Source organism: Vulcanisaeta sp. JCM 16161 (assembly GCF_001316285.1).
Genome location: NZ_BBDO01000003.1, coordinates 67783 through 91952 on the forward strand (window position 1 = coordinate 67783; position 24170 = coordinate 91952).

At 47.6% G+C, this 24170-nt stretch carries 24 protein-coding genes and 8 pseudogenes; 26 read left to right on the forward strand and 6 right to left on the reverse strand.

Features of this window, described 5'->3' with window-relative positions; all coding sequences use genetic code 11:
- Positions 1-16 precede the first annotated feature (16 nt).
- The gene (locus tag JCM16161_RS15255; protein ID WP_243669278.1) at positions 17-280 is read left to right on the forward strand and encodes a hypothetical protein; all 264 of its coding nucleotides are present in this window, start codon (positions 17-19) and stop codon (positions 278-280) included.
- Positions 229-462: a hypothetical protein gene (locus tag JCM16161_RS15260; RefSeq protein ID WP_243669280.1), complete on the forward strand. Its 234-nt coding sequence runs from the start codon at positions 229-231 to the stop codon at positions 460-462. Before JCM16161_RS15255 ends, JCM16161_RS15260 begins: the two co-directional genes overlap by 52 nt.
- Positions 463-592: 130 nt before the next feature.
- Here the strand turns inward: JCM16161_RS15260 and JCM16161_RS15265 are convergent, their stop codons facing one another.
- The 3 genes and pseudogenes from JCM16161_RS15265 to JCM16161_RS15270 form a co-directional block, all read right to left on the reverse strand.
- A complete protein-coding gene (locus JCM16161_RS15265) occupies positions 593-778 on the reverse strand; it encodes a hypothetical protein (protein ID WP_243669598.1) in 186 nt (61 codons plus the stop codon).
- A 54-nt stretch (positions 779-832) separates the two neighbouring features.
- Positions 833-2364 (reverse strand): annotated as a pseudogene (locus JCM16161_RS04380) (molybdopterin-dependent oxidoreductase); the annotation flags it as partial.
- A 21-nt stretch (positions 2365-2385) separates the two neighbouring features.
- Entirely contained in the window at positions 2386-2781 is a 396-nt protein-coding gene (locus tag JCM16161_RS15270; RefSeq protein WP_243669282.1) for a hypothetical protein, read from the reverse strand.
- Between the two features lie 101 nt (positions 2782-2882).
- On the opposite strand from JCM16161_RS15270, the gene JCM16161_RS04385 reads away from it, so the two are divergent.
- Together JCM16161_RS04385 and JCM16161_RS04390 are read left to right on the forward strand one after the other, a co-directional pair.
- Positions 2883-3635: a xanthine dehydrogenase family protein subunit M gene (locus JCM16161_RS04385; RefSeq protein ID WP_243669284.1), complete on the forward strand. Its 753-nt coding sequence runs from the start codon at positions 2883-2885 to the stop codon at positions 3633-3635.
- A 103-nt stretch (positions 3636-3738) separates the two neighbouring features.
- Positions 3739-4262 (forward strand): annotated as a pseudogene (locus JCM16161_RS04390) ((2Fe-2S)-binding protein).
- Positions 4263-4433: 171 nt separating this feature from the next.
- Here JCM16161_RS04390 and JCM16161_RS04395 read toward each other — a convergent pair.
- The gene (locus JCM16161_RS04395) at positions 4434-4991 is read right to left on the reverse strand and encodes an XdhC family protein (protein ID WP_243669287.1); all 558 of its coding nucleotides are present in this window, start codon (positions 4989-4991) and stop codon (positions 4434-4436) included.
- Between the two features lie 197 nt (positions 4992-5188).
- Between JCM16161_RS04395 and JCM16161_RS04400 the strand changes: the two genes are divergently transcribed.
- The 15 genes and pseudogenes from JCM16161_RS04400 to JCM16161_RS04460 all read left to right on the forward strand — a co-directional run bounded on the left by JCM16161_RS04400 (position 5189) and on the right by JCM16161_RS04460 (position 15732).
- Positions 5189-5716, forward strand: coding sequence for a MogA/MoaB family molybdenum cofactor biosynthesis protein (locus JCM16161_RS04400; RefSeq protein ID WP_054855112.1), 528 nt, complete (start codon positions 5189-5191; stop codon positions 5714-5716).
- A gap of 101 nt (positions 5717-5817) precedes the next feature.
- Positions 5818-6192 carry a hypothetical protein gene (locus tag JCM16161_RS04405; RefSeq protein WP_243669290.1) on the forward strand — a complete coding sequence of 125 codons (375 nt, stop codon included), beginning with the start codon at positions 5818-5820 and terminating at the stop codon, positions 6190-6192.
- Positions 6193-6229: 37 nt separating this feature from the next.
- Positions 6230-6637 carry an MFS transporter gene (locus tag JCM16161_RS04410; RefSeq protein ID WP_054855113.1) on the forward strand — a complete coding sequence of 136 codons (408 nt, stop codon included), beginning with the start codon at positions 6230-6232 and terminating at the stop codon, positions 6635-6637.
- 8 nt (positions 6638-6645) lie between these two features.
- Positions 6646-7329 (forward strand): hypothetical protein, encoded by a 684-nt coding sequence (locus JCM16161_RS04415; protein WP_054855114.1) that lies wholly within the window; start codon positions 6646-6648, stop codon positions 7327-7329.
- A 46-nt stretch (positions 7330-7375) separates the two neighbouring features.
- Positions 7376-7822, forward strand: a complete 447-nt coding sequence (locus JCM16161_RS04420) for a carbon monoxide dehydrogenase subunit G (protein WP_054855115.1) — start codon at positions 7376-7378, stop codon at positions 7820-7822.
- 71 nt (positions 7823-7893) lie between these two features.
- Positions 7894-9227, forward strand: a pseudogene (gene tuf / locus JCM16161_RS04425) (translation elongation factor EF-1 subunit alpha).
- A 6-nt stretch (positions 9228-9233) separates the two neighbouring features.
- Positions 9234-9545 (forward strand): 30S ribosomal protein S10, encoded by a 312-nt coding sequence (rpsJ, locus tag JCM16161_RS04430; RefSeq protein ID WP_054855116.1) that lies wholly within the window; start codon positions 9234-9236, stop codon positions 9543-9545.
- Positions 9546-9864: 319 nt separating this feature from the next.
- Complete coding sequence (locus JCM16161_RS04435; RefSeq protein ID WP_243669292.1) at positions 9865-10917, forward strand: insulinase family protein; 1053 nt, start codon at positions 9865-9867, stop codon at positions 10915-10917.
- Positions 10917-11108: a hypothetical protein gene (locus JCM16161_RS15275; RefSeq protein ID WP_243669295.1), complete on the forward strand. Its 192-nt coding sequence runs from the start codon at positions 10917-10919 to the stop codon at positions 11106-11108. Before JCM16161_RS04435 ends, JCM16161_RS15275 begins: the two co-directional genes overlap by 1 nt.
- A gap of 37 nt (positions 11109-11145) precedes the next feature.
- Complete coding sequence (locus JCM16161_RS04440) at positions 11146-11673, forward strand: insulinase family protein (RefSeq protein WP_054855117.1); 528 nt, start codon at positions 11146-11148, stop codon at positions 11671-11673.
- Positions 11664-12221 (forward strand): insulinase family protein, encoded by a 558-nt coding sequence (locus tag JCM16161_RS04445; RefSeq protein ID WP_054855118.1) that lies wholly within the window; start codon positions 11664-11666, stop codon positions 12219-12221. Before JCM16161_RS04440 ends, JCM16161_RS04445 begins: the two co-directional genes overlap by 10 nt.
- Positions 12222-12354: 133 nt before the next feature.
- Positions 12355-13487, forward strand: a pseudogene (locus JCM16161_RS04450) (argininosuccinate synthase).
- A gap of 41 nt (positions 13488-13528) precedes the next feature.
- A complete protein-coding gene (locus JCM16161_RS15280) occupies positions 13529-13678 on the forward strand; it encodes a hypothetical protein (RefSeq protein ID WP_243669297.1) in 150 nt (49 codons plus the stop codon).
- A 183-nt stretch (positions 13679-13861) separates the two neighbouring features.
- Positions 13862-14344, forward strand: a complete 483-nt coding sequence (locus JCM16161_RS04455; protein WP_054855225.1) for a PaREP1 family protein — start codon at positions 13862-13864, stop codon at positions 14342-14344.
- A 32-nt stretch (positions 14345-14376) separates the two neighbouring features.
- Positions 14377-15732, forward strand: a complete 1356-nt coding sequence (locus tag JCM16161_RS04460; RefSeq protein WP_054855119.1) for a lyase family protein — start codon at positions 14377-14379, stop codon at positions 15730-15732.
- Here JCM16161_RS04460 and carB read toward each other — a convergent pair.
- Positions 15725-18809, reverse strand: a pseudogene (gene carB / locus JCM16161_RS04465) (carbamoyl-phosphate synthase (glutamine-hydrolyzing) large subunit). The gene JCM16161_RS04460 and the pseudogene carB overlap by 8 nt on opposite strands.
- Positions 18799-19853: pseudogene (gene carA / locus JCM16161_RS04470) on the reverse strand (glutamine-hydrolyzing carbamoyl-phosphate synthase small subunit). The pseudogenes carB and carA overlap by 11 nt, the downstream one beginning before the upstream one ends.
- A 133-nt stretch (positions 19854-19986) precedes the next feature.
- Between carA and JCM16161_RS04475 the strand changes: the two are divergent.
- The 7 genes and pseudogenes from JCM16161_RS04475 to JCM16161_RS15295 all read left to right on the forward strand — a co-directional run bounded on the left by JCM16161_RS04475 (position 19987) and on the right by JCM16161_RS15295 (position 24133).
- Positions 19987-21182, forward strand: a pseudogene (locus JCM16161_RS04475) (pyridoxal phosphate-dependent aminotransferase).
- A gap of 58 nt (positions 21183-21240) precedes the next feature.
- Positions 21241-22049 (forward strand): annotated as a pseudogene (locus JCM16161_RS04480) ([LysW]-aminoadipate/[LysW]-glutamate kinase).
- A 91-nt stretch (positions 22050-22140) separates the two neighbouring features.
- Positions 22141-22317, forward strand: coding sequence for a hypothetical protein (locus JCM16161_RS04485; RefSeq protein WP_054855120.1), 177 nt, complete (start codon positions 22141-22143; stop codon positions 22315-22317).
- A 10-nt stretch (positions 22318-22327) separates the two neighbouring features.
- Entirely contained in the window at positions 22328-22492 is a 165-nt protein-coding gene (locus JCM16161_RS15285) for a hypothetical protein (protein WP_243669299.1), read from the forward strand.
- 38 nt (positions 22493-22530) lie between these two features.
- The gene (locus JCM16161_RS04490) at positions 22531-23184 is read left to right on the forward strand and encodes a RimK family alpha-L-glutamate ligase (RefSeq protein WP_243669301.1); all 654 of its coding nucleotides are present in this window, start codon (positions 22531-22533) and stop codon (positions 23182-23184) included.
- Positions 23184-23576, forward strand: a complete 393-nt coding sequence (locus JCM16161_RS15290) for a M20/M25/M40 family metallo-hydrolase (RefSeq protein WP_243669303.1) — start codon at positions 23184-23186, stop codon at positions 23574-23576. The genes JCM16161_RS04490 and JCM16161_RS15290 overlap by 1 nt, the downstream gene beginning before the upstream one ends.
- Positions 23576-24133, forward strand: coding sequence for a peptidase dimerization domain-containing protein (locus JCM16161_RS15295; RefSeq protein ID WP_243669305.1), 558 nt, complete (start codon positions 23576-23578; stop codon positions 24131-24133). Before JCM16161_RS15290 ends, JCM16161_RS15295 begins: the two co-directional genes overlap by 1 nt.
- The last annotated feature ends 37 nt before the right edge of the window (positions 24134-24170 follow it).

Here is a 24170-nt window from a genome sequence, read left to right on the forward strand (position 1 = left end):
CGAGTTAGACATCGCCTTGGACCTAATTGAGAGGGCTATAGAGGATATACAGGAGATACTCAGGGTTACTAAGATAGTGCCTAAGGCCGTGCACCTATACGTAGGACCACCAAGTGAGTATTACCAGGTGGCTAATGAGGCGATTAGGCTCATTAATGAGGGTAAGACGATGGGTGAGACGATAAGTCCATCGTTAATAGGCCTGAGTATAGGCGTATGGCCGATAAGGTGGCTAATATCGTCTCCAGGGTTGTTGATGGTACAATACCGAGGAGGATAGTGGGCAGGGAAATGGAGTTAAGGGTCTTTAGGGAATTGAGTAATTACATTAAGTCGAGGATTGGCACCGAGGTAATAATACAGGATGCAACAAACCCAACGTATGACCCAGGCAATAGGGCAAGGAATTCATTACCTGGAAGACCCGCTATATACATAGAGGCCGTAAAGGAAGGTCAGTAAATGCCATTATTAAAATGAGCAGGGGGTGTCAGGCGAGTAGCCGCCTTGGTGGCTCGCCATCATCCGCCCCCTGCACTAAATGCATTGAATTTACTTAAAAAGTAGACTTTAATTGATTATGTCATTGCATTTACTTAACTAATAGTGATGGGTCTATGGGTATCCTCGTGATCCTCCTACCTACGGCATTTTCCACAGCCCTTGTTAATGCCGGTAATACGCCAATCAATGGCCCCTCGGCAATGCCCTTGGTGGGTAGTGGTGCGTTGGACTTACCCTCCTCGAGGTAGTACCACTTAACATTGAAGGACTCCATTATCGTTGGTATCCAGTACTCACTGAAGGTCTGTGTTAGTGGATTACCATCACTATCATACTTAACTTCCTCAAGGGCAACCTCGCCAAAGCCCTGGATAACACCACCAACACCTGACCCTCGGCAAGCATTGGGTTAACCACCATGCCTATGTCGTCTATGGCCACGTAATCGAGGACCTTAACCAAGCCCTCCTCAGTAACCTCGACCAAGGCTATGTGCGAGCCGTAAGGATATGTATAATCACTTAAACCGAAGTAAGCGGTGTCCTCAAGTGATGGTTCAACCCCATAAGGCCATGTTCCGCCTACATTCGTCGTTAATGCATTGGCAATATCCTTAATGCTCAGGGACTTGCCTGTCTTTACGTCCCTGACATAGCCATTTTCATAAACCACATCCTCATAGTTAACGCCCATTAGAGCCGCGCCAACCCTCCTCAACCTATCCTTAAGCTTCCTAGCGGCAAGCAATGCCGCATTACCCGCCAGTCAATGTCCTACTGCCGTACGTCCCAAAACCCTCACCAATAAGTTCGGTATCACCCCATGACACTTCCACCTGGCCTATGTCGATACCGAGTTCATCAGCCACTATCTGCGCTATGGCAGTTGCATCACCCTGCCATGGGGCGCCGCACCAATTATGACGAGGACCTTACCATCAGACTTAACCCTAACCGACGCGGACTCCCAAGGTCCGAAGTTATTCTGCTCAATGTAAAATGATAAACCAACACCAACCCTCCTACCCTGCCTCCTCAACTCCTCAGCCCTCCTCTCAAAATCCCTATAATAACCCTCGGCAATGCTCAGCAGGTGTAGGTAATTACCGCTATCGTACTTATGGCCGAAGGGGTTCGTGTACGGCAACTCAGTCACCAAGTTTTTCCTCCTAATCTCCACTGGATCCATCTTAAGTTCATCAGCCGCCATGTCCATGATCCTCTCATATACAAAAGCCGCCTCAGGCCTACCTGCGCCTCTATACTGGTCGAGTGGTGTCTTGTTTGTCCTAACGCCATAAACCTCAACTAATATGTCACGGATCTTATACGGACCACCTATTAATGTGGCCGTTATATCGGCTAGGTAATAGCCGTGGGTTGCCGCGCCCAGGTCTATTATTAACTCATCAATTAATGCCTTCCATTCACCATTTCTCGTAAATCCAGCCTTAATCCTGTGTATTTGAGCCCTGCTGTGATACGTGCTTAACAAATCCTCGCGTCTAGTGGCTACCCACTTAACGGGCCTTCTGTAGATTATGCTTGCGTAAGTGACTATATAATCCTCAGGGTATGGAAACATTTTCGAACCAAAGGCACCACCGGTATCTGCCTGGACAACCCTTATATCGCTAACATAATCCCTAAACGCATCAAGGAGGAACTTACGCATGTAATGCGGCGCCTGTGTTGAGGCGTAAACCGTCAACTTACCCTCCTGATAAATGGCTAGTAATCCTCTGGGCTCCATGGCGGCGGGGTATACTCGACCGATCTCGAGCTTGGCCTCAATCACGACATCACTCCTCGAGAGCTCAATCTCCGGGTTACCAGCTATACGTTTTCCTATAACCAACATTGCTCATGCCCTCAACAGCCTTTACATCATCGGCCAGTGCCTTTCGGGGTCAACGACCGCGGGTAGTGGTTCGTAATCGACCTGTATATAGTCAAGGGCGTCATAGGCCTTATACCTGTCCTCAGCGACGACGGCAGCTATTGGCTGACCAACGTATAAAATCTCGTCCCTAGCCATTGGGAAGTTCCTAGGCCTATTCTCAACCTTAATATTCAACCCCGTTATAACACCAACAACCCCAGGAATCTTCAATGCATCCTCATAATTGACCCTCAATAGCCTCGCGTGTGGGACCGTGCTCCTTAGTATTGCCATGTAAAGAGTGCCCGGGACCTCAATGTCGTCAACATACCTCGCGCTACCCGTGATGAATTTAGGATCCTCAATCCTCTTAATGCGTGCACCAATATATGGCATTACTACGGCTTAATTAATCATCACTTTAAGTAATTACTCTCTAAGTACTTTAAGTGAATGCCTAAGTAATGCTTAATTAGCATGGCCGTAACCGCACTACCGTGTATCCTCCGAAGTTCGGTTACATAAGGGTTACATCATTAGAGGAGGCCGTCAAGGTCCTCGAGGCTGATGAGAATGCGAAGATACTTGCAGGAGGGCAGAGCCTAATGCCCATGCTTAAGCTTAGGTTAATTAGGCCATCCTACCTAGTCGACATTAATAGGGTACCTAACCTATCATACATAAGTATTGAGGATGATAAAATACGAATAGGCGCATTGGTTAGGCACCACCAGGTGGAGATAAATAAGGACCTCTGGAAGATATACCCGGCACTCCCTGAGACTGCGATACAGATCGGCGACCCACAGATAAGGAACCTCGGTACAATGGCCGGTTCACTGGCCCACGCAGACCCAGCGGCTGACTGGCCCGCAACATTAATAGCGCTTAGGGCCTCTGTAAGGATTCTCGGGCCTTCAGGGACTAGGGAGGTGCCTGTTGAGGACTTCATAACCGGGCCATTCACAACCACATTGGGCAAAGGCGAGGTCATTAGTGAGGTTGTGATACCTAGGTTAAGCGGTACTGTTAAGTCCTCATACGTTAAGCTCGAGCGTAAGGCCGGCGACTTCGCAGTAGTCGGTGTGGCGGTAATGCTTAGGCTTGGCCCCGACGGCTCTGTGGAGGACGCAGGCATAGGCATCACGGCCGCAGGGCCTAAGCCATTTAGGGCTCGCGAGGCCGAGAAGGCCCTGGTCGGGCATAAACTAACGGATGATGTTATCGAGGATGCGGCTGAGAGGCCATGAAGGAGTCAAGCCCATTAAGTGACATTAGGGGTTCGGCTGAGTATAAGAGGGCTATGGTTAAGGTAATAACAAGGAGGGCCATTAGGAGTGCCCTATCGAGGTGATGGGCATGGCAGTGACAACACTTAAGGTAGGGCCTGAGGAGAAGGTCAGGATTAGGGTTAAGGTTAATGGCGTTTGGTATGAGAGGGAGGTGGAGCCAGGAAACTACTCGTTCACTTCCTAAGGGAGGATCTTGGGCTTACGAGTGTGCATATTGGTTGTGACACCGGGCATTGCGGCGCATGCACCGTCATAATGAATGGGGTTAGCGTTAAGTCCTGTCAGGTCCTCGCGGTTCAGGCAGATGGTGCTGAAATCCTGACGCTCGAGGGCTTGGCTAAGGATGGCAAGCTACACCCAATACAGGAGGCCTTTTGGGAGAAGCACGCCCTTCAGTGTGGTTACTGCACGCCCGGCTTCATAATGGAGACTTACTGGTTGTTAAGTGAGAATCCAAGCCCAACCGAGGAGGAGATTAGGAGGGGTTTGGCAGGAAATCTATGCAGGTGCACTGGTTATCAGAACATAATTGAGGCGGTTAAGTTGGCTATTCAGAAATTGAAGGAATTAAAGACCATGCAGTAGGCTGGGAAGAATGTCATAACTTAAAATCAGTAGGTCTCCAGGAACATGACTGCTCCTGCAACCTACCCTCCAGGGCATCCTTAATGAATTTCCTCGGATCCCTCACCTCACGCATTGGCTTACCACTTGCGCTTCTCATGAACATAATTACCTCGGCGAGTATGCTAAGGGCTACCTCGCGGCGGTCCTAGCCCCAATGTCAAGCCCAACAGGTGAGTGAAGTCTCTCCAGCACGTAATCAAGGCTTAATCCCCTCCTAACCATATCAGCAATCATCACGGCAGCCCTCCTCTGACTCGCGAGTAGGCCTATGAACTTAACATTGTGCTTAAGGGCTATGTAGAGGGCGTCTGCGTCATAGGGTTTACCACCCTCATTCGCTATTATTACGACGGAGTTCTCATCAATGATTCTCTCGAGATCCCTAAGGTCATTACTTATGAAGTAGGCATTGCTAAAGGTGTCCTTATTAATATCGCCATTTCCGACGACAGCCACGTAATAACCAATGGCATTGCCGACATCGACCAAGGCCTTGGCTATAAGACCTGAGCCAACCACGATAATGGTCGGTCTTGGTTCTATCGGTTCCAGAATAACTTTGGCGCCATTCACCACCGCCTCAATAGCTTTGTTCTCAGTTAATGCCTTATTAGCTAATTCAAGAACCTCCTTATTAGTCACGATACCAAGTAGGGATTTTCCATTAATTATTATATCAGATAGCACGTTATCACCAGAGATAATTTTAACAATGACGATCTTACCACCCTCCGAACCTACCCTGGTTAGAGCTCTGAAGAATTCACATGAAGACATCGGCGTATTAACCGATCAGGTTAAATAAGTGTTTTTACGCAGTTAATGAATAATTAAGCGTGGGTCGGATGAATTCCTTAAATACCAAAGTATAGGCGTTCTTCTTAATGAGTGTGCCAAGGACAATGCATAGAGAGGCCGGTCCTAAGACGGCTAACTTCTTCGTAATAACGGTGTCCACGTCAAGGTTTAACGCCAAGGTAAGTGGACAGCCATACACTGATGAGTCGGGGGATCTGGCGGAATCCATGCTTAGGCAGGCGGGGCATAGAGTTGTTGGTAGGGAGTTGATTAAGGATGACTTAGTAATGATACGGTCACTCGTCGACTCACTTCTTCTTCGTGACGATGTTGACGTAATAATACTCACTGGCGGTACAGGGCTCGCCAAGAGTGACGTTACGATAGAGGCCATTAGGCCCCTCTTCGAGAAAGAGCTTGAGGGGTTTGGCGAGTTATTTAGGCAGGTTAGTTATCAGAAGATTGGCACTGGGGTCATAATGACGAGGGCCACGGCTGGGGTTGCTAGGGGTAAGTTAATAGTAGCCCTGCCCGGCTCGCCAGATGGTGTAAGGACTGGGCTTGAAATAATACTTCAGGAATTGCCCCACATACTCTACATAATTAGGTCTTAGGGTAAATACTGAATTTACTTAATTTAATTAAATATTTAATTAAAATGCATGTTTTGCACTAATTATTCATTATTTAACGTCTTTACCTCTCAAAGCATTTGATGATGCCATTAATTGCCGTAATACCACTGGCTGGTTCGGGTTTTATGATTTATTATACGTATGAGAATGCCAAATACGTTAATGCGTGCTTACCTGGCATATTTCATTGCGATAGGTTTAATTTCATAGTGCCGAGGAGGACTCGGTTATTGTTATCCATTGGGGCTGCCACCAACCTATTCCTAATAGGGCTCTTAATAATAATGAATGCATTAATGATTGCCCTGGCCCTATCAATCATCGGGCTACTAATTGGTGTTTATGGCATATACCTGATTGGTCTGGCACAAGGCCTATTGCATGTATTGTTTAACCACAGACGTTATTCTATTATCGATTACCCTATTATTAATAGTCAATCCGTGATTGCTTAACCATAAATATTCAAGAATCTAAATTGGAATTAAACGCATGAGAAACCTAGTGGTGGCGTTGTTTAGTGTGGTGGGTACGATATCGACTTGGTTCAACTTCCTAGCCTACAATGTTATCGCATCAATAATACTAATTAGGTCAGCATTACACCTAAGCCTATTACTATCCTTCACAACGATATTCGTGGCATTCCTCTCGAGGCCTGTCGGAGCCTACGTCTTTGGCTTAATTGGTGATAAATTCTCAAGCAAGTCATCACTGGCGCTAACCCTAATCATCATGGGCATCTCAACAATGTTAATATCGACGATCGAGAAGACGTGGTATGCAACGTATGAATTATTAATACTTAGGATAGCTCAGGGATTAGCTCTTGGTGGTGAGTGGGCCTCGGCTTCGATCCTTACGTACGAATCCGTGAAAGGCAGCGCTGGTAGTTTTTAACGAGTTTAGTGCAGCTCGGCGTACCGCTTGGTATGTTATTGGTGGGCCTTATGGTTATTCAATGGCGATTGGCATTATTGACGGGGTCGTTATTAAGTCTTTTATCGGCAGTCGTAATCTTAACGCTTGCTCAGGGCGTCAGGCCCATTAATTGGAGACTCGCTCTCCGTATTGAGGATGTTAGGAAAGTCGTTAGGGCCATTGGGGTTAAGTTCGGTGAGAGTTCGGGCTTCTACGCATACACCTCCGTAATCCTCATATACTTCAATGCGCATGAGGTTTCTGACCTATTAATTACGTCCACGATATCCCCACTAATCTTCACATTAATAGTGTCGGCCATCATGACCAGGGTGAAGCCTACTAAGGTGTTGATGCTTGGTTATGCGATTTTCTCGCTAATAAATGCGTTCATGTTTAGAATAAACCCATTACTACTCTTTGCGTTCTTCGGTATGGCCGATGCAATGGCATACACACCGCAATCATTATACCTAGTATCACTGTTTAGGGACGATATTAAGCATATTGGTGCTGGGGTCTCGTACCACGTGGCCAGCTCATTGGGTGGTTTAATGACTTACTTAATATCAATATTAATATCGATGTACGGCCTTAAGGCAGGGCTTGTAGCAGCACCAGCCCTACTCCTCATGTCCTGCATAGTCTCAATGATAGCCTTGCTGGTATAGAGTCATTGGAATTACTTATAAATGAGTCTGCACTGAATTAATTCGTATGGCGAGGGTTCACTATGGTGGTTTCTTTGAGGTTGATAGGCCTAGGGATGCGGTTTATAACTTCCTCGTTGACCCGAGGAACATAGCCTCAGTAATACCTGGTGTCGAGTCCGTCGACGTTATTGACCCGGACAACTTCAGGGTTAGGGCTAGCATGGGTGTTGGGGCTATTAAGGGCACGATAAATATAACCGCCAAATTCACCGAGAAGAAGCCGCCGGAGAGCGCCAAGGTCATTGGTAGGGGTACCGGCATGCAGAGTACCATGGACTTCGAGATTGGCTTCAGGCTTGAGGAGCCAAGCCCAGGTAAGACGAGGGTTAATTGGTACTTCGACGGTAACATAGGCGGCTTAATAGGTTCAATGGGCGCCAGGGTACTAGACCCGGTGGCCCAGAGGATAGTCCAGGACAGCGTAGAAAAACTAAAACAGAGACTTTCGTAATAAGCCCTAGCCTCGTGGCTTGTGGAAACCTAAAAATTTATTAACTCATTCATAACTCCGTCTTGATAGGTATGAGCCTAATACTGAAGCCTAAGGAGTCGGCTTTACAAAAGCCGCACCTTAACCTAGCGGTTATAGGGCATGTGGACCACGGGAAATCAACGCTTGTAGGCCACCTACTCGTGGTTACCGGCTACGTCGATGAGAAGGGCTTCAAGGAGCTTGAGGAGCAGGCAAAGAAGATGGGTAAGGAGGACTTCGTATATGCGTGGGTAACCGATAGGTTAAAGGAGGAGAGGGAGAGGGGTGTCACCATTGAGGCGATGCACGTAGGCTTCGAAACACAGAAGTATTTCTTCACAATCATAGACCTGCCCGGCCACAGGGACTTCGTTAAGAACATGATAGTTGGTGCGAGCCAGGCAGATGCCGCACTGCTGGTTGTATCAGCGAGGCCTGGCGAGTTCGAGACGGGTATTGGCCCACAGGGCCAGACCAGGGAGCACCTGTTCCTAGCCGCTACGTTGGGTATTAGGCAGCTAATCGTGGCTGTTAATAAGATGGACGTTGTTAATTACGACCAGAAGAGGTATGAGCAGATTAAGGCTGAGGTTAGTAAGTTCATGAAGTTACTGGGTTATGACCCATCAAAGGTACCCTTCATACCCGTCAGCGCATTGAAGGGTGACAATATTAAGGAGAAGAGCAATAACATGCCATGGTACAACGGACCAACACTACTAGAGGCATTAGATGCTCTACAGCCACCACCAAGGCCCGTTGATAAGCCATTCAGATTACCAATACAGGATGTCTACACAATAACTGGTGCTGGTACGGTAGTGGTCGGTAGGGTTGAGACTGGAGTGCTGAAGGTTGGTGACAGGATAGTCGTAATGCCACCTGCCAAGGTCGGCGATGTCAGGAGTATCGAGACGCACCACATGAAGCTTGAGCAGGCGCAGCCTGGTGACAACATTGGTATTAACGTTAGGGGTATCGAGAAGGAGGATGTTAAGAGGGGCGACGTAATGGGTCACCTGGCTAATCCACCAACGGTTGCTGAGGAGATTGTGGCTAGAATTGCCGTTCTATGGCATCCAACGGCGATAGGCCCAGGCTACACGCCGGTGCTTCACATACACACGGCGACTGTTCCGGCGCAGATAGTCGAGTTAATCGCTAAGCTTGACCCAAGGACTGGCCAGACGGTGGAGCAGAAGCCACAGTTCATTAAGCAGGGTGATGTGGCGGTTGTTAGGCTTAAGCCGCTTAAGGATGTGGTTGTTGAGAAGTATAGCGAGTTCCAGGGCTTGGTAGGTTCGCCCTCAGGGACATGGGCAGGACAATAGCCGCCGGCCAGGTAATCGAGATCAAGCCTAAGAAGGTTGAAATTAAGGCGTGATGATTAATGCCGAGAAAGGCGCGAATACGCATTTGGGGAACGGATAATAAGCAGGTTGATGAACTTGCCAATGAAATAGTCGGCATAGCCAAGAAACTTGGCGTTAAGGTCTCAGGACCAATACCACTGCCCAGGAAGAGGCTCCTGGTAACCGTGAGAAGAGCACCAAGTGGTCAGGGATACCACACGTACGACCACTGGGAGATGAGGATTTACAAGCGATTAATAGACATGGACGCTGACGAGAGGGCCATTAGGCAGTTAATGAGGTTGAGGGTTCCCGAAAATATTAAAATCGAAATAGAACTAGTGGATTAGTCACTCTTACCTAACGGTCCTAAACCATCAACGTAAAATTCCTAATATTTCAATTTCTTATTTCTAATGATTATTTAATCAGCCCTCAGCCTATCGTCACAGCCAACCGCTAGGCGGGCTCTAAACTCATCATCTAATCACGTAATTACGTATTAAAGGTAAAAAGCCTTTCCCTGACGATAAATGGCTTGGTTAACTATACCGTGAAGAGACTATGATACTATCCAACCCTCAGCATAGAACCGACTCTTCACCACTCCGCGAACTCGGCACTCATCACTCATAATCCTTTTATGGCTACCCACTTATTACCCTTTGTATGCTGCACGTCTCAAGGCTAGGCAATGGATTAACGGTAATTGCTCACCATATGCCCGTAGACGTTGCCGCCATTTACGCATTCTATAATGTTGGCGCCAAGAATGAGTACCCAGGCATATTCGGGGGCTCACACTTAGTTGAGCACATGCTCTTTAGGAGGATTGAGGGGTTAAGAGGTAGTGTCGATGAGCTGGTAGAAGGTGTTGGTGGTTATTTTAATGGATTTACTAACTACGACTACACGGCTTACGTCGAAGTATTACCCGTGGAATACGCTGAGTTGGGCTTTGAAATTGAGAGTAAGAGGATGATAAACGCGGTTTTTGACGATGGTGAATTCGAGTTAGAGAGGAGGATCGTACTCAGCGAATTCGACATGAATGAGAATGACCCAGATTTTAGGCTCATGTATAGGGCATCGATGATTGCCTGGGATACACACCCGTATAGGTACGCGGTCATTGGATTGAGAAGTGACCTAAACAGGGTGTCTAGGGATGAGTTATTTAGGTATTATAGGCGTTATTACAACCCTGGTAATGCCGTGCTGGTCGTGGTTGGCGGATTGGGTGAGGATAAGGCCGTTGAGTTAGCCAATAAGTATTTCGGCGGTATAGAACCTGGTGGTGAGTCGGGAGTTGTTAAACCCTGGGATGATGGATTACAGGGTAGGGTTAGGGTTGAGCTAAAGGCGTTGAGCGGCGAGACGCCCAGGTTATTAATAGCGTTTAAAGTCCCTGGGGCGCACGACATTGATGGCTTAAGGAAAACAATTCTAACAGACTTCATAATCTCCGGCGATAGGGCATTCGCCTATGGCCTAACGAGTAGGGAACCCATGGCAGTTCCAAGATCCTCAAGGCTTTATAGGCTCGTTGAGGAGGGCCTTGGTGATGCGGTCTATAGTTATTACGAGGTTACTTACATGAATAACTTATACTCAATAATAATATATAATGTCAAGGACCCAGACAAAGCAATCATGAGGGTTGAGGAATTACTAGCAGAAAGACCGAGCGAGATGAGCTGGGCTTTGCCAGGGAGAGGATAATGGCTAGGCTCGTCTTCTCCACAGACTCGCCAAGTAAGTTAGCTCAGATTTACGGCTTGTCGCAATTATTCATGGGTGATCCAGGTAAGTTAATATCCGTAATCGAGGACTCGACGAAATTGGGCGCCAGTGAGTATGTTGATTTTGTGAATAATCTATTGAGTAGGTCGATTTCGGTCATTTACGGGTGATGGCTATGGTGCTAATAAATTATTCATTAAATCGCCTGTGAAGGATGTGACCGTACTTGACATTAAGTTGAACCTGGGCTCACTGCAGGAGGCTTATCCTGGCGTTGCGAATGTCCTAATACCGCTATGGAGAATGAGTAATTACGCCAGGGAGTTGGAGAGAATGGGTGTTTCATTCTCCTTCGAGAAGGGGTTTGACGCGCTCACGCTTAGGGTTAAGGCTAGGTTCTCCGTCGTTAATAGGGCCGTGAAGCTGATAGAGGACATGCTCCTAAACCCAGTCATTGATAGGTTAAGTGATGCCATTAGGGAGGCAAAGACGAGCATAAGCATTAATAGGGAGGACACCTCGGTCAGGTCAGTTGCCGAGGCTCTGAAGGTGTTATTTAATGACCACCCATACTCTAGGCATCCCCTTGCCTATGATTATAGCCTTGATGGTATAACAAAGGATGATATTAAGAGGGCTGTTGACGCTTTGAAGGTCTTGTCATTGACTGTTGTTGCCCCTGAGAATACGATAGATATTAACCTGCCATATGCAGGCTATGCCAAGTGCCCATAAGTAGGTTTGGGAGTGGTGATGTTGATGTGAGGCTTGAGGGTAAGGTTCAGGCTACAATAACCATCGCCTATCCAAGCTACGGCATTACGGACCTAGAGGGTTCCTTTAGGGTTACGGTTATGAATACCATACTTGGGGGTATGGGCTTAATATCGAGACTTTACAGGGAGGTTAGGGTGAAGAGGGGCCTTGCTTACTATGCGTACTCCATGTATTGGCCATTGGGTAGTTCGGGTGTGCTTATCGCAATGGCTGGTGTACGTAGGGAGGTCATTAAGGAGACTATCGACGTTATGCTTACCACAATAAGTAATCAAGTGATTTCTGAGGAGGAATTGAATATGGCCATTAAGAATAGGATTGGCAGGCTTAAGGTAAATGCTGAGTCGCCAGAGGGTATGGCAATGCTTTATTCAGTGATACCAACCTATGGCTTACCAACTAATTACTATGAGAGGTTCATTGATTACATAGGTAGGTTAAGGCCTGAGGACATATCGAGGGAATTAAGCAATTTATCGAGGCCCGTCATTGCCGTGGTTGGCTAATTATATAGGTTATTGAGGATAAGGCTTATTAATACATAGTGCTTAAAATGGTCGTGAATTCCCTAAACCGGCACGCAGGAAGCCAGGTAAAATCGCACTTGCCTACTCAGGGGGTCTCGATACAACAGTAGCCATTCATTGGCTCAAGGAGAAATTCAATGCGGAAGTTATAACGGTAACCGTGGATGTTGGGCAGGACGATGATTTCAAAGACATTGAGGAAAGGGCGTATAAGGCTGGAGCCATTAGGCATTACACCATTGATGCAAAGAGGGAGTTTGCTGAGGGTCCCGTGGCAATGGCGATAATGGCCAACGCCCTGTATGAAGATAAGTACCCATTGGGTACGGCATTGGCTAGGCCATTAATTGCGAGAAGGTTGTTGAAATTGCTAAAAGGGAGGGTTGCGATGCCATCGCCCATGGATCCACGTCTAAGGGCAATGACCAAGTTAGGTTTAATGAGGCATTAATGGCCCTGGCGCCCGATATCATGATTATCGAACCGGCGAAGATATGGGGCATGAATAGGGCTGAGGAGATCGAATACGCGAGAAAGCACGGTATTCCAATACCCAATATACATAGCAGGTTCAGTATTGATGATAACCTATGGTCAAGGAGCATAGAAGGCCATGAAATAGATGACCCCAGTGTTGAGGTTCCTGAGGACGCCTTTAAATGGACAGTACCACCCGAGAAGGTTGATAAGCCGCTCACACTTGAGATTGAATTTAGTGAGGGATTACCCGTTGCTATTAATGGTGAGAAGATGGACCTGGCAGGCCTAGTATCGCTACTAAATAGGGTTGTTGGTATGCACGGCTTTGGTAGGATCGACCATATCGAGAATAGAGTTGTTGGTTTTAAGTCCAGGGAGGTTTATGAAGCCCCAGCCGCGTTGACGATAATTGAGGCTCATAAGGACCTGGAGAAGCTCGTCTATACACCGCTTGAGTATAGGTTTAAGAAGATCGTTGACCAGGTCTGGACTGACCTAGTATATAACGGCTTATGGCATGAACCACTGCGTGAGGAGCTTGATGGGCTTATCAGGACCATGAATAGGTGGGTTAGCGGTATTGTTAAGGTCAAGGTATTCGGCGGATTAACGATACTTGGTAGGGAAAGCCCATACGCAAGCTATAGTAAGGACCTCGTAGATTACGTAAGTGGTTGGTACCCAAGTGAGGAGGAGGCAAGGGGCTTCATAAAGATGCACGTACTACACTCATTAATGGCCTATAGAGCCAGACATAGAGCATAAAGGGACTATTGTTAATAAGGATACCTAATTAAAAGCACCATATGGGTTTAGAGAAGGTTAGAACAACGCACGTGGGTAATTTACCAAGACCACCTAACTTAACTCCTCAAAACCTGGATAAGGCCATTGAGGATATTGTTAAGATACAAGTTGAGATTAGGCTTGACGAGGTTAATAATGGGGAAGCATAGACGCCAATTATTCATTAGCGATTTAACTGAATTACCGATTTGCCTCAGGTTGCCATAAACCCCTGTAAGCCCTTAAATCCGCAAGACGAAGGTTGAGGAACATAGTACTCGTGGTAAAGGGCTCCTAATGACTCAAATATTAAATATATGCTTAGATTTTCATTATCTAGGAGGGAAGTTCATATGCAATTAGCAAAGCCTTGGTACGACCCTAAGGAGTACAAAAGGATTAGGATCGATGAGGCCAGGAGTGAGTTAGAACTCGCCAAGAGATTTCTTAATGAGGGATTGATCAGAAACGCCGCCGGCAAGGCATTTCAGGCGTGGAAAGCTCTCGTAGCAGCATTGGCAGTTGATAAGAGGGATGAGCTGAGTAAGGTCTTTAGCGGTAAGGTTAGGTTGAGGGGTAGGTTGGAGCGCGTTGATAGGGTTGATTGGGTGATAGCGGTTATGCCGACGAGTTACCTGAAGGATGTGGCTATGATCATTGGTGGCAGGGTTGATTTGCTCACGGATAAGGCGCTGTGGATTCATCAATACCAATACAATGGGCCCGATCCTGAGAGGGTACTTAGTCCTTATAAGGATGATGAGACCGCTAGGAAGGATATTGAGACACTGATTAGAGAGACTGAGGAGATCCTACGTAGTATGGGTGGTCAATGAAATCCTTAAAACATAGCCCCTAGCCTATCAATGTGTACCGCAGGGAACTACTCGGGGCTGGGAGTGTCGATAAGATAAGCTATATTTCGTCAGTCGTTGATGACGCTGAGATCTTTAAGTACGTGATAATCGCACTCATAGTTCACGTTAATGAGCTTGAGAGGATTGGCGTTATTAATAGTGATGCGGCTGGGAGGATTAGGAACGCCCTTAGGGATATTTGGCGTGGTGGTTATGAACCAGGTAAATTAGGTGGTTATGAGGATGCGCATGAGTATATCGAGGCAGAATTGATCAGGAGATTGGGCAGCATAGGTGGTTGGGTCGGCATTGGTAGGTCTAGGAATGACCACGTGGCAACAGCAATTAGGCTTAGGCTTAGGAGGGCCCTACTCGACCTAATACTCACCACGCTCAGGCTTAGGGAGATCGCCCTGAATAAGGCCGTCGAGGAATACGATAAATTGATCATAGGCTCAACCCATAGGCAGCCGGCCCAGGTAACGACGCTCGGACACTACATGCTTTACTTAGACGACCTATCCAGGGACTTCCTCGACGAATTAATGCACGCCTATGAATTAGTCAATAGGTCACCACTGGGTTCCGGACCGCTTGCCGGTACCATGGTTGGTATTGATAGGTTTAGGGAGGCCGCTGAGTTGGGCTTTGACGGCGTTGTTGATAATACAATATACGCAACAGGCTCTAGGTACTTCATAATATCCGCAGCATCAACAATAGTTAATTACCTGGTGGAGGTCGGCAGGTTCATTAATAACCTCGAGATGTGGTTAATGCCCCAGCTAAGTTACGTGAATGCAGACCCGAGCCACCTTGCCACGAGTAGTATCATGCCGCATAAGAGGAATCCGGCCACCCTGGAGGTTTTTAGGGCTAGGATTGGAGAGGCCGTGGGCCACTTAATGGCTATGTATTCAATACTAAGGCCGGTGGAGTCTGGCTACCAACTTGACCTGCAGGAATTAACTAGGCACATGTGGTCAATAGTTAAGATAGCTCTTGAGGGTCTCTTAATATTCATGGACTTCATCAATAGTATTAAAGTTAATGAGGATGGCATTAAAGAGTCGCTGGGTAAGTACGTAGTTACTGCCGCTGAGTATGCAGAGACCATTGCAATGAAGGAGGGAAGGCCGTTTAGGGATGTGTATAATGAGGTTGCTAGGGAGCTAAGGAGTGGCGTTAAGGTTGGCCTTGATGTTAATGAGTCATTAATGAAGCCTGTGCATGGTTCATCAAATCCACGCCAAGTAATTGATGACGCCAGGACCAGGCTTAATGAAGTTAGGGAGTTAATGACTAGGGTTAATTCGATGGTGAGTAGGCTTAATGAAATTGAGAATAAACTACTCACCACTAACTAAGCTCGGCCTCAAGTAATTCCTCAATGGCGTACTTACCACCACTCCTCAACCATTCAAAGGCCCTCGTTAGCTCAAGCCCAAGGCTTGGGTGTAGTATTATTGGCGTTGCCGTGTCCGCGGCCAACCTGCGCGTAATGTAGTCCTTATTCACCGTGTCGCCTCCTGTCATTAGTATGTCCACGGAGCCCTGCTTAAGCATGGCCTTAACCTCCTCGGTATCGTCGAGAACCACGAGCCACTTACTAAGGCGATTTCTTATTTCGTCGATTGCCTTGATGTATTGCTCATCGTATGTGTAAACCAGGGCGTTTTTCCTCGGGACCCTAGATGGCGTGGTCGATAGCCAGGCCTTAAGTAATGCCTCCTCAAAGGCCTTACCACTCGATGCCACCTCACCCGTGCTATACATCACAGGCCCAAGCCTTGGGTATGAACCCCTAACCCTACTCCAGGAGAATTGACTTGCCTTAACCCACCAGCGCCTTGGCCTAAGTACCATGAACTCCCTATCCATGCCCAGGCCGTTTAATGCGGCTTTAACGGATAAATTCATTAGGTTAACGCCGGTTGCCTTGCTTGTGAATGGCATTGACCTGCTCGCCCTCACGTTGGCCTCGATTACGTATATCCTATCCCTGACGATAAACTGTATGTTGAATGGCCCCACAATGCCCAATGCCTTGTTAATCCTCAATGAGCTTCTGCCATTTTAATCCTCCAATTATCGTTTAACTTATAATCAGCACCCCTTGGTGGTATTACCATGGTACTATCGCCAGAGTGCACGCCAGGTGGTTCGATGTGTTCCACGGGCACTACGATCACGGAATTACCATCACCAACACCATCAACCTCAGCCTCAACGCCATCGCCAATGAACTTTGACACAACCACGGGATGTTCGGGCTTATCCTGGTCGCCTTATTAACGTAATTAAGTAATTCCTGCCTATTCCTGGCAATACCCATGTAGGTGCCACCAAGCACGTAACTGGCCTAACAATTACTGGGTAATCAAGCCACCTCTCCACAAGTCCTATCAATTCCTCAATAGTTGACGCATAGGCCCAGGGTGGTTGATCAAGTCCTAACTCATCAAGTAATCTCGAGAACTTGGACCTATCCTCGGCTAGGTCCACGGACTCAGGCTTGTGCCCAGTATCCTGACGCCATCGATTAGCCAGGACCTAGCCTTACCATAAAGTCTCTGCCCAATTTGGCCGCCTGCCCATAACACCACGAATTTGGGCTTCTCCTTAATTAGTATGTTCCTTAGGGTTTCTGGTGTTAATTGGTCAAAGAAGAGTTTATCCGCGAAGTCCCAATCCGTGGACACGGTCTCCGGGTTATAATTCAACACACCAACTCTATAACCAAGTCTCTTGAGCATGAGGACCGTGTTAACCACGGACCAGTCAAACTCAACGCTAACGCCAATCCTGAAGACACCGGCACCCGTAATCACGGCATCAACACCGGGCCCCGTATAATCATCAACCTCGCCACCGTGGGTTAGGTATAGGTAATTCGTGGCGGCCGGCCACTCGCCGGCCAATGTATCGATTTGCTTAACCACGGGTAACTTACTCGGTGGGTCATTACCGAGGGCTCTCCTCAATTGTTCCTCACTAAAGCCAAGCACATAAGCCTCCTCAAGTGGTAATGGTTTGCCTTTCCTTAATCCCTCGTAGAAGTCCACAACCCTTTTAATTGCGTAGAGGAAGAACTTATCAACGCCGGTCCACTCATTAATATCATCGACAGAGAAACCCTCCCTAAGAAGCACAGCCGCATATAGGAACCAGTAAGGCTTCCTCTCCCTAACCATTTTTACAGCCTCCTCAATGCTTGCCTCATGGTATATCCTACCACCCACGAGGCCCGGCTCGCCGATGTCGAGCATCCTCACCGCCTTCTGCCAGGCCTCCTCAAGCGTCCTCCCAATACCCATGACCTCGCCGATACTCATCATCTCGGGGCCCAGGGACTCATTAACGTTAAACCTATCGTTTTCCCACCTCGGTATCTTAACCACTATGTAATCGAGACTGGGTTCGAAGGACGCCACGGTCTTGCCAGTAACCCTATTAATCAACTCACTCAGCCTATAACCAAGCGTTAACTTAGCCGCTATATACGCCAGTGGGTACCCCGAGGCCTTGCTGGCTAGGGCGCTTGACCTGCTCATTCTTGGGTTTGTCTCTATGACGTACATCTCGGGCCTGGATTAATCGCAACCTGCACGTTGCACTCACCGATTAGATTTATCGCGTTTGCGACGCCGATCGACATCAATCTAGCCCTCTGGTATTCATCATTTGTTAATGTTAGGCAGGGCGCGACAACCACGGAGTCACCCGTATGCACGCCCATGGGATCTACGTTCTCCATGCAGACCACGGCCACCGACTCCCCGTACTTATCCCTCATCACCTCGAACTCAATCTCCTTCCAACCACCAATGTACTTCTCAATGAGCACCTCCTTAATCTCGCTCATGGCCAATGCCTTGTGGTACCTGCTAATCAACTCATCATCATTATGGGCAACAAAGGCGCCCGCACCGCCGAGGTTAAAGGACACCCTGGCGAGCACCGGATAACCCAATTCCCTCGCCGCCGATAAAGCCTCATTCAGCGAGTACGTGGTCTTAGATGGTAGCACCGGAATGCCGTGCTTACTCATTAGGTCCTTAAACAACTGCCTACTCAGGGCTGACCTAATACCCTCTATAGGCGTTCCAAGGACCTTAATGCCATACCTACTGAGAATCCCCAAGTCATTGAGGTTTATGCATGCAGATAACGCAGTCTGACCACCAAAGCCGCAGGCTATTGCGTCAGGCCTCTCCCTCTCAATGACCATCTCCAGGAACTCAGGCTTTATGGGCACTAGGTAAACCCTATCCGCAAACACTCGCGTAGTTTGTACAGTGGCCACGTTTGGGTTAACAAGAACCGTAGTCAAGCCCTCCTCCTTATACGCCTTAAGCGCCTGTATCCCCGAGTAATCAAATTCCGCAGCCTCCGCAATCTTAATCGGCCCACTACCGATTATTAGGACCTTCCTAACGTCCATGATTAATCACCATCCTCGCAAACTCATCAAAGACCCAATTAGCGTCTAAGGGGCCGGGCTTAGACTCCGGGTGGAATTGCGTCGTTAGTATTGGTAGTCTCTCGTGGATTAAGCCTTCCACTGTGTTGTCGTCAGGCTGTATCGCCCACACCTTAAACCCGGTCCCCTTAATGCTCTGTGGGTCGACGGCATAACCATGGTTGTGGGTGGTTATGTACACCCTACCCCTAATGAGGTCGAGCACCGGCTTATTGATTGCCCTGTGCCCATACCTCATCTTGTAGATCCTAGCCCCAATGCCCAGGGCAATTACCTGGTGTCCTAGACATATCCCCAGTGTTGGTTTTCTATCCCTAATTACATCAGTGACGACATCACTTAAGTACGTCAATAGGTTTGGGTTACCTGGGCCATTACTAAGGAGGACCCCATCGCAATCATTTAGGGCGTTCCTCCACATATGGCATGGGTATCTAACGACCCTAAAGCCCCTATTTAGCAGGTTTCTCACGATGCTCATCTTGACACCACAATCAATAATTCCAATACAGGGTTTATCATCATCGCCATAGTAAATGGGCGCGCTTGGCGATACAAGCCTTGTGAAGTCAATGTCGTCATACCTAGCGCATCCCTGATTAGTTTTAAGGCCCTGTCCACGTCATCAGCTATGGCGCCCATCATCACGCCGACTTCCCTCAACTTAACCGTTAACGCCCTAGTATCAACCCTGTAAATGCCAGGTATACTCTCCCTCCTGAACCACTCATCAAGGCCCATGACCGATGTGTAGTGGCTTGGTATTGTTAGATCAAAAATCACGGCGCCACTCACTTGAATCGCATCGCTTTCCCACTGATCCGGCGATGTACCGTAATTACCTATCAATGGGCTTGTGAACACGAGTATTTGCCCCTTATATGATGGGTCCGTTAGAGACTCAGGATAACCAACATTGGCTGTCGTGAAGACTACCTCGCCAACCGCCTCGTTATTAGCGCCAAAGGCGTAACCACGATATACACTCCCATCCTGAAGAACCAAGTACCTCCTTTTCAGACCGAATCATTCACACGGTCTTGCTATAAATATTTTTATAAGCTTTGCCCTTAAGACACTTACATGGCCGTACTGAATACATAATGTATATATATCTGTTTAAAATACCCAAATACTAATGCGCGGCTTCTCCCAGTCAATAGCCTTCCTTAGGGAGAGTCCAACCAGGAGGATTGATGCTATAAGGGAGAGGTTAAAGCGTGAGAGGAGGGACATCATTAACCTATCAGCCGGGCAACCTGGGATACCACCACCTATCGAGGTTAGGTCATTACTGGCTAGGCAGTTGGTGGAGGATAATAGTATGGAACTTTACGGATATACACCGAGCCAGGGAATTATTGAGTTGAGGGAGCAGTCTCAGAGGACTTGAGGAGGCTTGGTGGTATTGATGTTAACCCGGACAATATAGTGATTATAACGGGCGGCCAGGAGGGTATGTTCGCCACATTCATGACCATACTAAACCCCGGCGATGAGGTCATACTACTGGACCCAACCTACTTTGGTTATAAACCCATTATTGAGTACTTCGGTGGTAGGATAAGGAGGCTTGGCTTGAGCTTGGAGGATGGATTTAAGATCGATGTTGAGAGACTTAAGGAGTTAATAACGGATAAGACCAAGGCATTGGTTTTAGTGTCTCCGGATAACCCAACAGGCAATATAATTGATAGGGACACTGCGAAGGCGATAGCCGATCTTGCGGTGGATAAGGACTTCTGGATAGTGTCCGATGAGGCATATAGGACGTTGATTTACGAGGGGGAGCACACGTACATCTATAGGTACGCGCCTGACCACGTAATCTCAATAAACACATTCTCAAAGGACCCTGGAATACCAGGTTGGAGGTTGGGCTTTATTTATGGACCAAGTGATGCAATACCCAAGTTGAAGCTCGCTGCTGAGGAGATGACGTACTGCCCACCCGTTATTGCCCAAAAGTTCGTGGCAGCATACCTAAGGTCTGAGGTCAGGATGAAACACCTAAGATATATAATTGAGGAGTATAGGTCGAGGAGGGATGCCGCAGTTAAAGCGTTGAGGGAGTACTTACCTGAGTCAAGGTTTATAGTTCCAAAGGGCTCCATGTTTATATTCGTCGATCTATCGAGGTATATAAGGGACTCCGAGAAATTCGCTGAGGTACTTCTTGAGAAGTACGGTGTTACCGTAATACCTGGTACATACTTCAGCGATATTTACAGATCAGCGATCAGGATATCCTTCGTAGTGGAGAGTATTGAGAGGATACGTATGGGCATTGAGAGGATTAGTGAGGCTATTAATGAATTGAGAGGTTCACTATAATCTCACCATATCCTTCATAATGGCAATATTTATAATATTGATAATTAACTCCTCAGTAATGCTCATAATAATCAAGGTGGGCGGATCCGTGATAAGGAAGGGCATTGATAACTTCATTAAGGAAGTGCCTGAATTGATTAATAATGGCCATAAGGTAGTTATAATACATGGCGGTGGATACTTCATAAACGAGTTAATGGAGAGAATGGGGCTCAAGCCAGGTTTGTTACAAGTCCCAGTGGGGTTACGAGTAGGTACACGGACCTGGAGACCTTGAGGGTCTACGTGATGGGCATGATGTACCTAAACAAGGAGTTGGTGAGTAGGTTGCAGGGTGTTGGGGTTAATGCCATTGGTCTTTCTGGGGTTGACGGTGGCTTACTAAGGGCTAGGAGGAGGGAGTCCATGATAATAATTGATGAGAGGGGTAGGGAGAGGGTTGTTGATGGTGGTTATACGGGTAAGATAGAGAGTGCTAATAGGGACTTCATAATGAGGATGCTTGAGGAGGGCTTTACACCGGTAATAGCGCCAATAGCCATGGATATTAAGACAGGCGGGGCGCTAAATGTTGATGGGGACCAGGCACTCGAGGTTTTATCAACATCCCTAATGCCTAACTTCGCAGTGATTCTCACGGATGTCGACGGGGTCCTCGTGAATGGTAAGGTAATTAACAGAGTAAGCGCGGTCGAGGCTCGGGAATTATTTAAGAATCCCGAGGTTAGGGGTGGAATGAAGAGGAAGGTCTACACGGCGGCTCAATTGGCCAGTAGGGGCGTGTATTCAATAATTTCTAATGGAGTGGTTGATAGGCCAATAACCTCGGCAATTAATGGCCTTGGTACACACGTGGTGCCGGGGTAATCCCTATGAATATATACTTTAATTATTTATTTATAAAATCTCCCGCTATTGGCCGCAATGCTTAAATAGGCTATATTTACGTAGTAACTCGATGCCAGCAAAGCTTTCCTGCCAGGTCTGTGGGGCAGACATAGAAATACCGGATGACGTACTCGATGGCGAATTAGTTAGTTGCCCAAGCTGTGGTCAGAAGTATCAAGTGGTTATTCAGAATGGCTTAATACAACTGAAGATAATTAAGGTTGAGGAGGAGGATTGGGGCGAATAACTGCTGAGGGGTGGTTCTGATTGAAGTCGTACACTTCCTCTACGATGCCATAAGGCTTGACGAGAAACTGCTCATTAGGGAGTTCGATAACCTGGGCATTAACTATAGGCTTGTGAATGCCGAGGACCTACTCTTCGAATTCCCCGGGGTTAATGAGGTCGCCATAGCTTCATAAGGACGGTTAGTCAACACAGGACCCAGTTATTATCGCAGATGTACGAGGCCATTGGCGGTAAATCAATAAACCCATACGCATCAATAATGATTGGTAATAATAAAGCCATTACCCTTGCGATTCTCAACCGCCTCGGAATTCCAATACCAAACACCGTGATTGCCCTATCAAGTGAGTCGGCGGTTAAGGCACTTGGTATCGTTGGTTCACCAGCAATTGTTAAACCTGTCCACGGTTCCTGGGGTAGGTTCGTAAGCCTAATCGGTAGTACAGAGGACCTAATGCTCCTAGCTAGGCATAGGAGTTCCATGGAGAACCCTCAATATGAGACGTACCTGATCCAGGAATTCATTAGGAAGCCGGGTAGGGATATTAGGGTGACGGTGGTTGGTGACGAGGCAGTGGCGGCTATTTATAGGTATGCGGTTAATGATGATTGGAGGACGAACACCGCGAGGGGCGGTAAGGCGGAGGCCGTAAGGATTGACCCAGAGCTTGAGGATATAAGCGTTAAGGCCACCAAGGCCGTTGGTGCTTATTACGCCGGTGTTGACGTTGTTGAGTCTGATGGAGGTTATAAGGTGCTCGAGGTCAACACAGTCCCCGAGTTTAAGAATGTGCAGAGGGTCACAGGCGTTAATGTGGCTAGGCGAATAGCAGAATTAGTGGTGAGCATTGTTAAGAGGGGTTGATGATGTTCACCGACGAGACTAAATTAAAATTGCTCATGGAGGCCCTGAACATCTACTCGCCCACAGGTGGTGAGCATGAACTTGCGGAGTTCCTAATGGAATTAATGACGATGAATGGTTTCGAGGCAAGAATTGACGAGGTGGGCAATGTGGTTGCCGTTAGGGGCAGTGGTGAACCTGTTCTTTGGCTTCATGCACACATGGACACAGTGCCCGGCTTCATAGAGGTTAGGCGTGAGGGAAATAAGGTAATTGGTAGGGGGGCTAGCGATGATAAGGGCCCGTTAATGGCGATGGCGATTGCCTTCATGGAGAGTGAACTAAGCAGGGGAACACTCGTACTCACCGCTGTCGTGCATGAGGAGGGTGATAGCCTAGCACTAGGCACTTAATGGTTAGTAATCACGTGCCAAGGCCAACGGGCATAATCGTCGGCGAGCCAACAGGGATTGATAGGTTAGTGACTAAGTATAGGGGTGGTACAAAGCTCGAAGTAAACGTGAGGACGAGGGGAGGGCACGCGTCAAATCCCGACCTTGACTCAAACTCAATACTCATTGCCATGAACGTGTATAGGGACCTATGGAGTGCATTGATGGCTGGGACATCGTATGAAAACTTCCTGGTAACACCAACAATCATTAATTGTGGTGAGGCGGAAAACATGATACCGAGCAATTGCAGGTTAATTCTTGACGTAAGGATACCCCCTGGTAGGTCATGTAGGGATGTTGAGGATGCGATTAATCAGTTACGGGTAAAGTATGGCGAGTTAGTTACTATCAACATGAGGTGGTGCACTGAGCCAGTCGAAGTCCCTGTAAGCAATGCCAGTGCCAGGGCCGTGTCCAGGGCAATAATTAAGGTGCTAGGTAGGGGACCCATCCTTGCCAGGAAGTGGGGCACAAGCGATATGAACGACTTAGCCTCATTAACAAAAAAAATATAGTTGCCTATGGCCCTGGCGATGGTGCATTTTCCCACTC

What these genes read in the sequence shown, in the direction of transcription:
- JCM16161_RS04490 (WP_243669301.1), top strand. Translation starts at nt 22,531, where the DNA reads ATGTACGAGGCCATTGGCGGTAAATCAATAAACCCATACGCATCAATA.
- JCM16161_RS15295 (WP_243669305.1), top strand. Translation starts at nt 23,576, where the DNA reads ATGGTTAGTAATCACGTGCCAAGGCCAACGGGCATAATCGTCGGCGAG.
- JCM16161_RS04420 (WP_054855115.1), top strand. Translation starts at nt 7,376, where the DNA reads ATGGCGAGGGTTCACTATGGTGGTTTCTTTGAGGTTGATAGGCCTAGG.
- JCM16161_RS04435 (WP_243669292.1), top strand. Translation starts at nt 9,865, where the DNA reads ATGCTGCACGTCTCAAGGCTAGGCAATGGATTAACGGTAATTGCTCAC.
- JCM16161_RS15275 (WP_243669295.1), top strand. Translation starts at nt 10,917, where the DNA reads ATGGCTAGGCTCGTCTTCTCCACAGACTCGCCAAGTAAGTTAGCTCAG.
- JCM16161_RS15290 (WP_243669303.1), top strand. Translation starts at nt 23,184, where the DNA reads ATGATGTTCACCGACGAGACTAAATTAAAATTGCTCATGGAGGCCCTG.
- JCM16161_RS04455 (WP_054855225.1), top strand. Translation starts at nt 13,862, where the DNA reads ATGCAATTAGCAAAGCCTTGGTACGACCCTAAGGAGTACAAAAGGATT.
- JCM16161_RS15270 (WP_243669282.1), bottom strand. Translation starts at nt 2,781, where the DNA reads ATGCCATATATTGGTGCACGCATTAAGAGGATTGAGGATCCTAAATTC.
- JCM16161_RS04410 (WP_054855113.1), top strand. Translation starts at nt 6,230, where the DNA reads ATGAGAAACCTAGTGGTGGCGTTGTTTAGTGTGGTGGGTACGATATCG.
- JCM16161_RS15280 (WP_243669297.1), top strand. Translation starts at nt 13,529, where the DNA reads ATGGGTTTAGAGAAGGTTAGAACAACGCACGTGGGTAATTTACCAAGA.
- JCM16161_RS04405 (WP_243669290.1), top strand. Translation starts at nt 5,818, where the DNA reads ATGATGCCATTAATTGCCGTAATACCACTGGCTGGTTCGGGTTTTATG.
- JCM16161_RS04485 (WP_054855120.1), top strand. Translation starts at nt 22,141, where the DNA reads ATGCCAGCAAAGCTTTCCTGCCAGGTCTGTGGGGCAGACATAGAAATA.
- JCM16161_RS04400 (WP_054855112.1), top strand. Translation starts at nt 5,189, where the DNA reads ATGAGTGTGCCAAGGACAATGCATAGAGAGGCCGGTCCTAAGACGGCT.
- rpsJ (WP_054855116.1), top strand. Translation starts at nt 9,234, where the DNA reads ATGCCGAGAAAGGCGCGAATACGCATTTGGGGAACGGATAATAAGCAG.
- JCM16161_RS15265 (WP_243669598.1), bottom strand. Translation starts at nt 778, where the DNA reads ATGGAGTCCTTCAATGTTAAGTGGTACTACCTCGAGGAGGGTAAGTCC.